Consider the following 14,596-nt stretch of genomic DNA (forward strand, 5'->3'; position numbering starts at 1 on the left):
ACACAGGTCGCCATGAATGGCGACCCTACTTCACGCCTAACCATTTTTTAGTGATCTGGGCATATTCGCCGGTGGCGGTGCTGAGATGTAGCCACTGATCGACATACAGTTTCCAGCTCATATCATCGCGCGGGATCATGTAGGCCTTCTCGCCGTACTGCATCGGTTTGTCCGGATTAATGGCGCACAGCGTTGGATAATGCTGCTGCTGGAACAGTGCTTCAGACGCATCGGTGATCATCACATCCGCTTTGTTATCCACCAACTCCTGGAAAATCCCCACGTTGTCGGCCAACTGCAGCGTTGCCTGTGGTAAATGGCTGTGCACGAAGGCTTCGTTGGTGCCGCCCGCCGGTTCAATCACCCGTACGCTCGACTTGTTGATCTGCTCAACCGTTTGGTATTTCGCTTTGTCATCGCAGCGTACCAGCGGGATTTTGCCATCGACGCCGAGCGGCTGCGCGAACCAAGCGAATTGCTGGCGCTTGAGCGTGACCGATACGCCGCCCAGTGCGATATCACACTGCTTCGCCACAAAATCATCACTCAGGGTTTTCCAGGTGGTTGGCACCCACTCGACTTTCGCGCCAAGGCTCGCCGCCAGCGATTGCGCCATGCTGATATCCAATCCTTCGTATTGGCCATCGCTGCGCAAATAGCTATAAGGCTTGTAATCGCCGGTGGTACAAACTTTTAAGGTCTTGCTTGCGCGGATGTCATCAAGGTGGGATTGCGCCTGAGCAGCGCCAGTCACCAGAAGTAATGCACTCAGTATCGCGGTTTTCATGGTTTCTTCTTTTTAGGGTTGATGTTGGTTTGCACGAGGATTGTTTCATAATCGTCCGCATTATTGCTTTATTAGCAAAAGTGTTGTGATCAATCACGCATTTTTCTCGTTCCTGCGCGCGCGTAGAGTGTGCGGCATCAACCAGAAACGGAGCGGATTAGATGAATTTTTTAATTATCGATGGCGGCAAAACCTTCGCCCATTCGAAAGGCGAGCTGAACCATACTTTGACTGACGTTGCAGCCAGCCAGCTGCGCGACCTTGGCCATCAAGTACAGGTGACTATCGCCGATAGCGATTACAACGTGGCAGAAGAAGTGCAGAAGTATCTCGACAGCGATGTGGTGATTTATCAGATGCCGGGCTGGTGGATGGGCGAGCCGTGGACGGTGAAAAAATACATCGATGATGTCTTCACTGAAGGTCACGGTTCACTGTATGCCAGCGATGGTCGCACGCGTAGCGATGCCGGTAAAAAGTACGGTTCTGGCGGCCTGATTCAGGGCAAGAAATACATGTTGTCATTGACCTGGAACGCGCCGCTGGAAGCCTTTAACGATCCTGAGCAGTTCTTCGAAGGCGTGGGCGTGGATGGCTTATATCTGCACTTCCATAAAGCCAACCAGTTCCTCGGTATGGAAGGTTTGCCAACCTTTATCTGTAACGATGTGATTAAAATGCCGGACGTGCCGCGCGATATCGAACGTTATCGGACTCATCTCAGCCAGATCTTTGCTTAACTGTGAGCACCCAGGGAAAAAAGGAAGCGCTATGTTAACCGTCGTTGCAGAAATTTGTGTCAAACCGGGCCGCCGTCAGGTGGTGCTGGATGCGATTAATCAGCTGATTCCAACCGTGCTGGAAGAGGATGGCTGCCATCAATATGACGCATTAGTGGATCATCAGGCACAAGTGCCGTGGAAACAGAATTCACCCGATTCCATTTTTATGCTGGAACTGTGGGAATCACTGCGCCATCTGGAGCAGCATCAGCAGATGCCGCATATGGATGCGCATCGCGCGCTGATTAAAGATGAAGTGGTTGATGTAAAGATTCTGGTGCTGGAAGCGGCTAAATAAGTCGATTTCCTTTGTCGTTCAGTATCATGCATAAAAAAAGCCCCGATCTTGCGACCGGGGCTTTTGTTTAGCAGCTAATCAGGGATTAGTGCTGTTGTTCCTGCATCAGGTGCTGTGGAACCATCACTTCAGCATCGCCACCGTTGTTCTGGTAAACGTTGTATTCAACGCCTGCCACGGTTACGGTGCCATTTGCCTGGCTCCAGTTGCTCACTTCTTCACCTTTCGGCAAGATGTCTTCCAGTTTCAGATCTTCACCGGCTTTTTCCGACACAATCATCTGGGTTTTACCGTTGTCGATGAACAGTGAATCATTGCCCTGAGACATGATGTCATTCAGTGACATGTTCATCAGACCTTCGTTCAAGCCCGCGATGCTGAACAGACCACCAATATCTGGTGGACCCGGAGGTGTGGTATCAACTTCGATATTGAATTCATTGGCAAGCAGATTTTCGTTGCCCGCCACGTCACGGATACCCACGCTGAATGTATATTCATGATCCGGCAGTTCTGCGGTTTCAATCTTCCAGGCACCATTTGCGATAGTAGCCTTTCCAAGTTCATTAGTGATGGTCTCAATGATTGTACCGTTGGCATCTTTAATATGGTAGGTACCATACAGCACAGCGATGTCACCATTGGTACCCGTACCTTTCATGATCAAGGTGTTATCGTTGATGCTATCGCCTTCACCCACCAGCTCTTCACGATTGGTATTATCTTTATAAACACCATCGAAAGTACCGGTGGTTGGTGCTGTGGTATCAACAGTAAAGCTGATGCCGCCACTGACTGGACCTTTCACACCTGAGACGCTTTCAGGCTGAGCAGTAATTTTGTGCGAACCTTCAGGAAGAGCAGGCGTCTCAAATTCCCATTCACCGTTTGCAACTTTTACACGGCCAATTTCAACATCGTTATCATAAATGATGACTGTTGAACCATCGACACCCTTACCTTTCAGAGTCGGTTTAGTATCGTCAGTCATATCACCATCTTTGATCAGACCTTTAACTGGCTCGACGTCATCGTGCAGCTCAAACGCCTCCAGTGCGCCCGGCACCTTGGTATCAATGATCACTTTAATCGGATCGGATTCCTCAGAGGAGTTACCCGCCGGATCGGTGATTACCACGATGACTTCATACTCGCCGTCAGAAATTGGATCCGTCGGTTTAACAATCCAATCACCGCCTGCACCAACGATGGCGGTACCAATTACGGTGTCATTACCATTTTCATCCCTAACAATGACTTCTACAGTATCGCCTTCATCTGCACCACCACCCTTGAATTCAGGACGTGGATCATCAATCGCTTCACCCGGAAGCACTGGGCTAGGATTATCGCCTACATTATCGATAATTTCCGGTGTGGTCGGCTTGGTTGGCGGCATGGTGTCGATAATGATCTTGATAGGATCTGAACCAGGAGAGCGCTTGCCACCTGACTCAACTTCAACCACTAACGAGTGCTCGCCATCTCCATCTGCACTGGCAGGAAGTTCAAATTCCCATTTACCTTTGTCATCAACAACAGCGGTACCCACTATTTTACCGTTATCAATGATGTAAATGATATCGCCTTCATTGCCTGCGCCACGCAGCAACGGGGTGGTGTCATTGGTGGAATCACCGTCCATCAAAGGAATTTCAGTGTCGCCATTGTTAGCAACGATCTCGTCAATTTTACCCGGCGGCAAAATGTTTGGATCAACGATCAGTTTGAATTCTTCTGTTTTACCAGAGGTGTTACCGCCTTTAGATTGTGCATCAACGCGCAGGCTATGTGGGCCGTCAGCCAAATCCAACTCGATTGACCACTCGCCACGCAGGCCAGCAACAACGCTTGCGATGATTTCGTCGCCATCCCAGATACGCACCAGTGAACCTGAATCGGCGGTACCGGAAAGCTTAGGCGTTTTATCATCGGTGGTATCACCAGAATTTAGTTTCCCAGTCCAACGACCTTCATTGTCCCAGACCTCTCCCAGAGACGGATTTCCCGGTATTGAGCTGTCAAGATTGATGATGAAATTTTCTGATTTCGCGCTTGTTATACCGTGACGCCCCATATATTGAGCACTAAACACATATGAACCATCAGCGGTCAGCGTTGGTTCAAAGGTCCAGCGGCCATCTTCGCCGGCCTTAACTGTTCCGATAGGATCGGCACCATTACCGTAAATATAAACCATTGAACCTGGCTGAGCGACGCCGCTCAACGTTGGTGTAGTGTCATTGGTATATTGGTTTGATGACAGGTAATCCAACTGTCCCTCATTATCAATGACGCGCATAATTTCCGGCGCTTCTGGTGCAGTACCCTCGACAATAAGGATCTGCTGTTTTGCTGTGCCCCAGTTGCCTGCACGATCAACATAACGGGTCTGATAAAAATAGGTGCCATCCGCAATTTCGATGGAAGGAAGTGTCCACGTACCATCCGATTTAGTCATGGTAGTGTAAATAACATTATTCAGAATCACTTGAACTAAAATGTTTGGTTCAGCGTTTTCGCCATATGGATTAATGATATTTCTCGAGACATATGTTGGTTCTACCGCTCCATCATTTTGAGCGAAAGTACCAATGTCAACCGGTGCAACAACTGCATGCGAAGCTTCTGCAGTATCCGAATCAGCAAATACCACATTACCGCTGGCGATGCTCAGTTTGAACGCCGGGGATTTCACACTTTCGTTGCCATTGGCATCTTTAGCAGTGACCGTCAGGCTATGCTCACCATTGCTGAGCTCTGGGGTGATCGTCCACGCACCCATGCTGTTCGTTTTAACGGAAGCGATAGGCGTTGTGCCAGTATTATCATACAGATAGACGATGGAATTAGGCTCAGCAACACCTGAAAGTACCGGCTTGCGCTCATCGCTGCTGTCGCCTGGCGTCAGGTTGCCTTTGTCACTACCGGTGTTATCAACCGCACGCCAGATTTCAGGCTGTGCGGGTGCTGATTTATCAATGCTTACAATACATGTGCCCGGAGCACCGCGGTTAGTTGCCTTATCAATAATGATAACCTGCAAGGTATGCATGCCTTCAGCCCAACCACCTGGAGGAGTGAAAGACCATAATCCTTCAGCACTTATTGGGGTGGTATAAGTCACACCGTCAATAATAATTTCGGCTACTCCACCTTTTGCATCTGGAGCTTTTCGATCTGTCCATTTGAAATCAGTGTCTTTACTATAGATATATTCTACGTCTTTAATTGCATTAATGCTGTTATTCGCCATGAGCATATTCCTTTTAAACATGGATTCTTGGGGTCCGGAAATCCCTCCGGAGCGAAATCATTTTCGGTTAGTTAGTGAAACGCGTTACACAGGACACGTCTTAAAACCCTATATATCTTTGATTAGCTAATAAAGATAAAAAGTGGGTAAAAGTGGCCATCTTATATTTATAGAAAAGCCACCTGTAAATATTTAGAAATCATTAACGCTATTATTTATTCTCAACGCTAATAATAACCCGACGCTCATTGGCATAGCAGGCTACTTGCTCTTTCTGCGATCCCTGACATTGCATAGTTACCTGACTTTCTCCCATACTTTGAGAAGAAATATTGGCACTTGAGATCCCATTATTAACTAAAAGTTTCTTAATCGTATCCGCACGAAGCTGGCCTAATTTCATGTTGCTATTCTCGTCGCCTATTGGATCGGTGAATCCGGTAACCACAATATGCGGCTGATTATTCGACTGGCGCTTAATCATGGCGGCAAATTGCTGAATAGCATTACGGCCTTCATTGGAAATATCGCTGCTGTTGGCGCTGGCAAACTTAAAGAGCAGATCTGATGAAAACTCATAGTTATCATAAGATTGGGTGGTTCCTGCCTGGCAAGCCACTACAGAGGAGACGCGTGATAACAGATGGGTTTGCTGGCGAGTGCCCACCAGCTGCTGCTGGGCTTCTGTTTCGCTGGTCACCAATGGACGGCCGGAACCATCCAGGCTGGCACGGATGTAATAGGTTTTCCCTGCAGCCAAGTTGTCACGCCACGGCTGTTGTTGCTTGCCCTGATAGGATGGCGCGTCATTTGTGAAACTCGCCAGCGAATGCACGCCTGGATTTACACAGAATGTGCTGTAGCCGCCAGCAAGCAGAGCGGTTTGAAATTCGCCATCAACATAGATATGTGCCGGTGAATTACCGATAGCGTCCGCCGGACGATAATAAACAATACGCACCTGGTCCGCAGCAGCTGCAGGCATTGAACGCCAGGCTTGCCCAAAATTATTTTGTGCTTGAGCATTAAATACAGTGATGGCTGACAATGAGGCGAATGCAGCCAGCATCATGATAGTTTTATTTTTCATAATCACTCCAGAAAACAGGTGTCTGGAGACACCTGCTACTTTTAAATATTAGTTTTGTGATGAATAATCGATAAAGTCTTTCATCTCATATGCGGAATTAATACTTGAATCATTCGACGTTAATACACCTGTAGCGGTAATACTATTGGCATCATTAATGAAATCAATATCATTCAGCAAACTATTTTTAATATCGTGAATGACGGCATTATCTTCCAATGGCTCGTTTAATAATGATTGGCTTTGTTCAGATAATAGCTCTGACAAATCCAGCCCATTAATAGAGAGACCACCAAGATCCGGCGGACCAGGAGGCGTGATATCCACCTCAACCTGATAAACATCCGTTTTAGCTGTTACTACACCATCAGCATCTTTGAAGGCTGCTTCAATTTTATAAACATCTTCTGCGAGTTCTGGAGTGGTGAAACTCCATTTACCGTCAGTGTTAACCGTTACTGAGTGATACGTATGACCGGAAGTGCCCGTAATCCACAGATAAACGATATTACCTGCCTGACCCGAACCTTCAATAATCATCGTTGGATCGTTAGAGTCAATGCCGCCGTTTCCAACCAACTCTTTACGACCAGCGTCATTGTTATCTTTGAAGACGCCATCGATAGTTCCTGTTACAGGCACTTCCGGATTTGGCTCAACTTCTTTGCCTGGATCGAAATTAGGATCGTCGATTGTAATGATAACTTTGTCAGAAGGTGCAGATTCATTTCCAGCAGGATCGGTAACAATAATCTGGAATTCATGCTCGCCATTATCAATTGGTTTTTCCGGTGTAAAGGTCCATTCACCTTTATCATCAACAACCGTGCTACCAATGACCTTACCGTTATCGATAATTTTGATAATGTCGCCCTTCTCACCTTTGCCTTCAAAGGTAGGCGTGCTGTCTTCTGTTTCCTCGCCAGAACCGATTGGTGCGCCATCATCATCAGAAATTTGACCGATACCCTGGTTTTCTGGCGCGATGGTATCAACATCAATAATCCATGGCGTTGAAGGCAGGGATTTATTACCCACCTGATCAACCACCACTACGCTGAAATCGTGCTTACCATCTTCCAATACTGGACTAATAAATTTCCAGTTACCCTCATTATCCGTTTGCGCCGTACCGATCAGTTGGCCATTTTTCCAGATTTCAACGGTAGAACCCTGCTCAGCTTTACCCGACAAAACCGGCGTGCTGTCTTTTGTCAAACCACCGTTTACAATCTCTTTTGCTGGATTAACCGAATCATCGATCATGCCATCAATTGAGCCTTTGGCTGGTGCGGTCAAGTCAACGGTGAATTTCCATGCTTCGCTTGACTCACCGACCACACCGCTCTCATTACGCTCACGTGTGGTGATGCTGTGATCGCCGGCTGACAGAGCAGTGCCAGGCGTAAACGACCAGCTACCGTTTTCGCCAACGGTAGTTTCACCAATCTTCTTCTCGCCATCCCAAATCTCGATAACGTTACCTTTAGTGCCGGTACCATTCAGAGTTGGGGTTGTATCATCAGTGCGGCCACCTTTGGCGATCAAACCCGTTACACTTCCCACGTCATCATAAAGACCGCTTACGACCGGAATGTTTACGTCGCCGCCACCATTATCACCACCACCTTTGCCGCCGTCACCGCCTTTACCGCCGTCGCCACCGTCGCCGCCACTGCCACCGTTTCCGTTGTTGTTACTGCCGCTATTGCTGTCCTGATACTGCTGTTTAGCTGCCAGGAAACCCAGGCCCGCGGCTGCTGCGATAGCTGCCAAACCGCCCAAAGCGATCAACGCTGGCGACCACTCAAAACCCGAAGCCAGCGCGAAGCCACCGTCACTCTCAACGGTGCTTTCACCCAAGGCTAAAGCACTGGTTTCACCATCAGCTAAAGCGGCAGCATCGTGATCGGAGTTACCATCAGTGGCGACGTATTCGTGCATCGCGCCATCTTCTGCTTTACCGACTAAGGAACCCGATTTGGCAAAAAAGTCTTCGATAATCAGATCAGGATCGCTGGCATCTGAACCTTCCAGCATCACCAGCAGATTTTTGCCTACACGCTTAACAGTAATATTTTCAGGCGCAACACCATCGTTACCTTGGGTCAGCAAGTATTTTCCGTTGGTAATAGCCTGAATTTTCGCAGCTTTACCCTCTTTGCCTACACGCAATGCTTCCGCTTTCGTTATTGTTTTTTTATCAATAACCGCAACACTCACGGGCGAAACGTTCATGATTAATCCCTTCCGTCATTTAGATTTTGATTGCGCGATTGCGTACAAGCGCAGCAATCTCCCTGGCTCAACCCACCTCCGTGGGCTCAAAGTGAGCGACATAATCAGGAAAGAGAGATTTCCGAGACATAAGAAACGTCCCGTTAGGAAAGAAAAAATTTCCCAACATTGTCAAAAAGCCAGTTAGTTAATTAACTACCTGAATTAACAAACCTTTATGGAAAAAAAACGACCAGAGAAGGGAAATAATTAAACCATAACAGGACTATAACAGATGATTTTCCTGAATTTTTTCGCGCAAAAAATCCAGAAAACAGGTGATGCGGGAGGTAAGAGATTGGTTGCGATAGTAAACCGCGTGGATAGGTAGGCGCTGCTCGCGCGTTTCAGTTTCCAGAACCTGAACCAGACGTCCATTGATGCGATCTTCACGGCTGACAAAATCAGATAAACGCACAATGCCTTGCCCAGCCAATGCCAGTTGACGAAGCGTTTCACCACTCGAAGCAGATAACGTAGGTTTGATGCGCAGGAACTCTCCTTCTCGCTGCCAAACCGGCCAAATGTTATGCGCATCAAGTTGACTAAACCCCAGCAGTTGATGATTCACCAGCGCATCCACGCTTTCTGGAACGCCATATTTCTCCAGATACGCCGGACTGGCCAACAGACGTATCACGCTGCTGCCAAGGACGCGCGCGCGCAGCGTGGAGTCCCGCAACTCACCGATGCGGATGGCAATGTCTGTTTGCTGCTCCAGCAGGTCGATGACGATGTCGTCAGTGTTCAGTTCAAGTTGAATGTGCGGATAGCGCTGACTGAACTCTGCAACAAGCGGCACAATAACGTGCAAAGTAAAGGGTGTGTTGGCATTAACGCGTAGCCGCCCTGAAGGAATGTCTCTGCGCTGAGCAATATGTTCTTCCGCTTGCTCGACTGAAGCGAGAATCTGCCGCGCGTGATCGAGGAAAATAAGCCCTTCTTCGGTCAACGCCAGACGACGAGTTGTGCGGTGCATTAATGTGGTTTGCAGCTTGCTTTCTAAGCGACTCAACGCACGACTAATACCGGAGCTGGTTTGTTCCAACTGTTCTGCCGCAGCAGTGATTGAACCGGTATCCACAACCGTCACCCAGGCACGCAATTCTTCCAGTGTAATTTTCAAAACTCTCATCCTCAGAGAACGGTTCAAGACCTGTCCTGGCGTTGTTGCCGCAATATCTGTTGTAAATTACGCCACCTCAATCAGCGGCAGGATATCATAATGCGTCATAAACCTCGGATGGGTAACGACTTACGTCAGCAGCAAGCTGTAACTCAGTTGATCCAACGAGGAAAGCAAGATGAAGCCTGGCGCAAGATCCGTGCTCATCTCACACTGGCTCCCTATGATGGCTGGTTCCTGCATGAAGCCGCGCGGTTGGCACGGCGCGCTGGTGATGTCGATACGGCGCAGCGCTACTATCAGCGTGCTTTAACGCTCTCGCCACAAGATGCCGGGCTGCTCAATGGCCTTGGTTTAACCCATTATGATGCGGGCCGCTTTGCTGAGGCAGAGCAGCATTATCTAGCCGCTCTGCAAGCGCATGACCGCTATGCAGCTTGCCACAACAACTACGCTATTTTGCTGCACAAACAGCATCGTTATTCTGCAGCATTGCATCAGTACCGCCAGGCGATGCGTATTCAGCCAGATTATACCGAAGCGCGTTATGGTATGAGCACCTTGCTGGCTCATATGGGGCAACTGCAAGAAGCAGAAAGCCAGATGCAACGCGTGATGCATGAGCGTAATGGCGACCGTCGCTGCCAGAATGCGCTCGGCATGGTCCAGTTACAGCAAGGTAACTTTGCTGATGGCTGGTGCAATTATCAGGCACGTTACGCAACAGATAATCCTGAGCGCTTTTTTACCTTACCTGAGCTACCTATTCGTTACTGGCAAGGTGAAGACTTAGTCGGTATGACGCTGCTGGTGCGAACGGAACAAGGACTGGGTGATGAGATTCAGTTTTGCCGTTTTCTCTCACGGGTAAAATCAGAAAAGCATGCCGGTAAGGTAATCATGATCGGCAACGCCGCCTTGAAACCTTTAATGGCAAGCTTGAAAGATGTAGATAGTTATTTAATCAGGGAAGATAAACATCAGGCGCTGCCGCAGGCCGATTATTGGTGTTCACTGCTGGATCTGCCGCAACATTTTCTCAAATCGCCGCAGCCATTTAATGCCGATGTTCCTTATTTATCTGGCGCACCTGAGCATCAGGCGAAATGGCCGATTGCTGGCACAGGTAAAAAAATTGGCATTGTGTGGAAAGGTTCCAGCGCACACAAAAATGACAGCCAGCGTTCGCTGTCACATCTGTCTGCACTGGCAACTCTATTTTCTGTACCAGACACGCATTGGGTTAGTTTGCAAAAAGGGGCTGGAGAAGAAGAAGTAAATCATTTTCCTCACCTTCAGCCATTGGGCGCCCAATTCACTGATTATCAGGATACCGCCGCCGTTATTTCACAACTGGATTTAGTGATTGGTGTGGATACGTCGGTAATCCATTTGGCCGGTGCGCTGGGGAAACCTTGCTGGGTTATGTTGCCTGCCTGGGCGCGAGACTGGCGCTGGTTAGAAAATCGCGAAGATACGCCGTGGTATCCGCAAATGAGATTGTTTGCGCGCGGGCAGGATGAAGAGTGGAGCACGGTGGTTGCGCGAATTAAGCAGGCGCTACAGCAGCAATAAAAAGGGACGCCGTGGCGTCCCAATTTTTACACTTCGAGGTCGGCTAAATCGCCTTTCTCTTGCAGCCAGTTTCGGCGATCTTCCGAGCGTTTCTTCGCTAACAGCATATCCATCACGCGCAGCGTTTGGTCGACATCCTCATCGCTGATCGTCAATTGCACCAGACGACGCGTGTTCGGATCGAGCGTGGTTTCGCGCAGCTGCAGCGGGTTCATTTCACCCAAGCCCTTAAAGCGCTGCACATTCGGCTTACCTTTCTTACGCTTCAGCTGGTCCAGCACGCCCTCTTTCTCATCTTCATCTAAGGCGTAATAGACTTCTTTGCCGAGATCGATGCGATACAGCGGCGGCATCGCCACATACACATGGCCGTGCTGCACCAGCGAACGGAAATGCTTCACAAACAGCGCGCACAGCAGCGTGGCGATGTGCAGGCCATCGGAGTCCGCATCCGCGAGGATACAGATCTTGCCGTAACGCAGCTGGCTCAGATCTTCGCTGTCAGGATCGATACCGATCGCCACCGAAATATCATGCACTTCCTGCGAGGCCAGCACTTCGTCTGAAGAGACTTCCCATGTGTTGAGGATCTTACCTTTCAGCGGCATGATCGCCTGATAATCTCGATCGCGCGCCTGCTTGGCGGATCCGCCCGCAGAATCCCCTTCGACGAGGAACAGTTCGGTTCTATTCAAATCTTGTGCGGTGCAGTCAGCCAGTTTGCCCGGCAGCGCCGGTCCGCTGGTGAGTTTTTTACGCACCACTTTCTTCGCGGCACGCATACGGCGCTGTGCGCTGGAGATCGCCAGCTCGGCCAGCATTTCAGCCGCCTGCACGTTCTGGTTCAGCCACAGGCTGAAGGCATCTTTCACCACCGCTGAGACGAATGCCGCACACTGACGCGAAGAGAGGCGCTCTTTAGTCTGACCGGCAAACTGCGGATCCTGCATCTTCACCGACAGCACGTACGCACAGCGATCCCAGATATCTTCCGCCGAGAGCTTTACGCCGCGCGGCAAAATATTGCGGTATTCGCAGAACTCACGCATGGCATCCAGCAATCCCTGACGCAAGCCGTTGACGTGCGTGCCGCCTTGCATGGTTGGGATAAGGTTGACGTAGCTTTCCGTCAGCAGCTCACCGCCTTCCGGCAGCCAAAGCAGCGCCCAATCCACCGCTTCCACATCGCCGGCAAAACTGCCAACAAAGGGTTTTTCCGGCAGCGTCGGCAAACCGTCAATCGCTTCACACAGGTAATCGGTCAGGCCATCCTGATACATCCAGGTTTGTTCGGTATCGTTGACCTTGTCTTTAAAGACAATTTCAACGCCCGGACAGAGCACGGCTTTGGCTTTTAACAGATGCGATAAGCGGGAAACGGAGAAACGCGGGCTATCAAAGAAGCTTTCATCTGGCCAGAAATGCACGCTGGTGCCGGTATTGCGTTTACCGACAGTGCCGGTAACCGTAAGATCCTGCACCTTGTCGCCATTTTCGAAGGCAATCTGGTAGATTTCGCCGTTACGACGCACGGTAACTTCGACGCGCTTTGATAAGGCGTTAACCACCGAGATCCCGACGCCGTGCAAGCCGCCTGAGAACTGATAGTTTTTATTGGAGAATTTGCCGCCCGCGTGCAGGCGACAAAGAATCAGCTCAACCGCAGGTACGCCTTCTTCCGGATGGATATCCACCGGCATGCCACGACCGTCATCAATAACTTCCAATGACTGATCGGCATGAAGAATCACTTCCACACGTTTGGCGTGACCGGCCAGCGCCTCATCGACGCTGTTATCGATCACTTCCTGGCCCAGATGGTTTGGACGCGTGGTATCGGTGTACATCCCCGGACGACGACGCACCGGTTCAAGGCCGGTCAGGACCTCAATGGCATCGGCATTATAGCTTGATTGGCTCATCGTAAATGTCTGATTAGCAATAAGAAAATGGCCCCACCTCGCAAAGCTACTGGGCGTTTAATCCCAGAAAATCAACTATCTGTGCGAAATGGCGTTCGAATCCGATATAGGCATGATTGCCGCCCTCTTCAACCGTCTGGCGGCATGCGCTGTAATACTCCAGCGTCTGGCGATAATCGAGTATTTCATCGCCGGTTTGTTGCAGTAGCCAGAGTAAATCGGGCGCTTCAAGAGGGTCAATCTGCATTACTTTCAGATCGTAAATGTGGCGAGACTCTAACACATATTGCTGGCCGGTGTAGGGATTACGGTTTTCGCCGAGGTAATCCACCAGCAGCTCAAACGGCCGTACGGCGGGATTGACCACCACCGCTGGCAACATAAAACACTGCGACAGCCAGGTAGCAAAATAGCCGCCCAGCGACGATCCCACCAATCCCAGCGGTTCACCGGCATATTGCATAACCAGCTCTTCCAGCATGCTGGCGGCTTCGGCCGGAAATGTCGGCAGTTGCGGCACTATCACATTAATATGCGGATGATGCTCGTTGAGCCATTGCTGCAGCTGGGTGGCTTTCGCCGATTGCGGGGAACTGTTGAAGCCGTGCAGATAGATCAGCGCCGCCATTGCTTAGTAGCCCTCGGAATCAAGATCGGGGCGGAACATGTCGCTTTGCAGGCGGTTCACTTCGGTTTGCAGCACGCCGTCTGGCTGCAAGGTGAACCAGCGCCAGCCTGGCGCCAGCGTATCAATGGTGAAGTTAGTGCAATGCGGTTTGAACTGGACACAGGTCGATGGTGAAGCCATTACGCGGCGACCATGCCAGTCGAGATCGAGTTCCTGATGAATATGGCCGCACACCAGATTGCGCGCTCGCGGGAAGTGTTGCAGTACTGCTTCCAGCTGATGTGGATTACGCAAGCTGTGCTGATCTAACCAGGTACAACCGGAAGCCAGCGGATGATGATGCAGCAGCACTAAGGTGTGACGTTCCGGATACTTGCTGAGCGCGGTGTGCAGCCACTCAAGCTGGTATTCGCTCAACATGCCGTGCGGTACACCAAATACCTGGCTATCGAGCAGCAGCAGCTGCCAGTGATCGCCTAACAGAACATGCTTGTCTGACTTAATACCCGCATCGGCCAGTGTATCCACCATCGCCGGCTGAAAATCGTGATTTCCCGGCAGCCAGACGCAAGGTTTCGGCAGACGGTTAATGCCCGCTACAAAATGTTGGTAAGCTTCGACGGTGTGATCCTGAGCGAGATCGCCGGTGGCGATAATCAGATCATAATGCTGCTGTTGTGCCTCAATGGCATCCAGCACCGCATCAAAACTCGACCAGGTATTCACCCCAAGCAGCGATTGATGTTTTCCAGCAAAAAGATGGGTATCCGTGATTTGTAAAATCCTGATATCAGACCCATCTCGCGCAGGAAGAGTTAGCAGGCTATCCAAAGCGTTTCCTTAATCTCCACGCCA

Annotated in this window: 11 protein-coding genes; 3 read left to right on the forward strand and 8 right to left on the reverse strand. The window is 49.9% G+C overall.

The annotated features are described in order from the left end of the window. Positions 1 to 25: 25 nt before the first annotated feature. The gene (locus VIJ98_RS16995; RefSeq protein WP_323275163.1) at positions 26 to 787 is read right to left on the reverse strand and encodes a transporter substrate-binding domain-containing protein; all 762 of its coding nucleotides are present in this window, start codon (positions 785 to 787) and stop codon (positions 26 to 28) included. 161 nt (positions 788 to 948) lie between these two features. Here VIJ98_RS16995 and VIJ98_RS17000 point away from each other — a divergent pair, with 161 nt between their 5' ends. Both VIJ98_RS17000 and VIJ98_RS17005 read left to right on the forward strand, forming a co-directional pair. Further along, positions 949 to 1,527, forward strand: a complete 579-nt coding sequence (locus VIJ98_RS17000; protein WP_008103382.1) for an NAD(P)H-dependent oxidoreductase — start codon at positions 949 to 951, stop codon at positions 1,525 to 1,527. A 31-nt stretch (positions 1,528 to 1,558) separates the two neighbouring features. After that, entirely contained in the window at positions 1,559 to 1,867 is a 309-nt protein-coding gene (locus tag VIJ98_RS17005; RefSeq protein ID WP_008103384.1) for a putative quinol monooxygenase, read from the forward strand. A gap of 85 nt (positions 1,868 to 1,952) precedes the next feature. Here VIJ98_RS17005 and VIJ98_RS17010 read toward each other — a convergent pair whose 3' ends face one another. The 4 genes from VIJ98_RS17010 to VIJ98_RS17025 form a co-directional block, all read right to left on the reverse strand. Beyond that, positions 1,953 to 5,123: an Ig-like domain-containing protein gene (locus VIJ98_RS17010; RefSeq protein WP_323275166.1), complete on the reverse strand. Its 3,171-nt coding sequence runs from the start codon at positions 5,121 to 5,123 to the stop codon at positions 1,953 to 1,955. A 211-nt stretch (positions 5,124 to 5,334) separates the two neighbouring features. Beyond that, a complete protein-coding gene (locus VIJ98_RS17015) occupies positions 5,335 to 6,213 on the reverse strand; it encodes an OmpA family protein (protein WP_008103387.1) in 879 nt (292 codons plus the stop codon). Positions 6,214 to 6,261: 48 nt separating this feature from the next. After that, positions 6,262 to 8,451: an Ig-like domain-containing protein gene (locus VIJ98_RS17020; RefSeq protein ID WP_323275169.1), complete on the reverse strand. Its 2,190-nt coding sequence runs from the start codon at positions 8,449 to 8,451 to the stop codon at positions 6,262 to 6,264. 265 nt (positions 8,452 to 8,716) lie between these two features. Then, a complete protein-coding gene (locus VIJ98_RS17025) occupies positions 8,717 to 9,616 on the reverse strand; it encodes a LysR substrate-binding domain-containing protein (RefSeq protein ID WP_061720473.1) in 900 nt (299 codons plus the stop codon). A 99-nt stretch (positions 9,617 to 9,715) separates the two neighbouring features. Between VIJ98_RS17025 and VIJ98_RS17030 the strand changes: the two genes are divergently transcribed. Beyond that, complete coding sequence (locus tag VIJ98_RS17030; RefSeq protein ID WP_323275171.1) at positions 9,716 to 11,191, forward strand: tetratricopeptide repeat-containing glycosyltransferase family protein; 1,476 nt, start codon at positions 9,716 to 9,718, stop codon at positions 11,189 to 11,191. A gap of 26 nt (positions 11,192 to 11,217) precedes the next feature. On the opposite strand, the gene parE is transcribed toward VIJ98_RS17030, so the two are convergent. From parE to cpdA, 3 genes are read right to left on the reverse strand one after another with little or no spacing between them, the layout of a single operon-like run. After that, the gene (parE, locus tag VIJ98_RS17035; protein WP_061720471.1) at positions 11,218 to 13,113 is read right to left on the reverse strand and encodes a DNA topoisomerase IV subunit B; all 1,896 of its coding nucleotides are present in this window, start codon (positions 13,111 to 13,113) and stop codon (positions 11,218 to 11,220) included. Between the two features lie 46 nt (positions 13,114 to 13,159). After that, positions 13,160 to 13,741: an esterase YqiA gene (gene yqiA / locus VIJ98_RS17040; RefSeq protein ID WP_323275173.1), complete on the reverse strand. Its 582-nt coding sequence runs from the start codon at positions 13,739 to 13,741 to the stop codon at positions 13,160 to 13,162. Positions 13,742 to 13,744: 3 nt separating this feature from the next. Beyond that, positions 13,745 to 14,572 carry a 3',5'-cyclic-AMP phosphodiesterase gene (gene cpdA, locus VIJ98_RS17045; RefSeq protein WP_323275175.1) on the reverse strand — a complete coding sequence of 276 codons (828 nt, stop codon included), beginning with the start codon at positions 14,570 to 14,572 and terminating at the stop codon, positions 13,745 to 13,747. Between the last annotated feature and the right edge of the window lie 24 nt (positions 14,573 to 14,596).

Origin of the sequence: Pantoea sp. S18 (assembly GCF_045689705.1) — a bacterium.
GTDB lineage: Bacteria > Pseudomonadota > Gammaproteobacteria > Enterobacterales > Enterobacteriaceae > Pantoea > Pantoea symbiotica.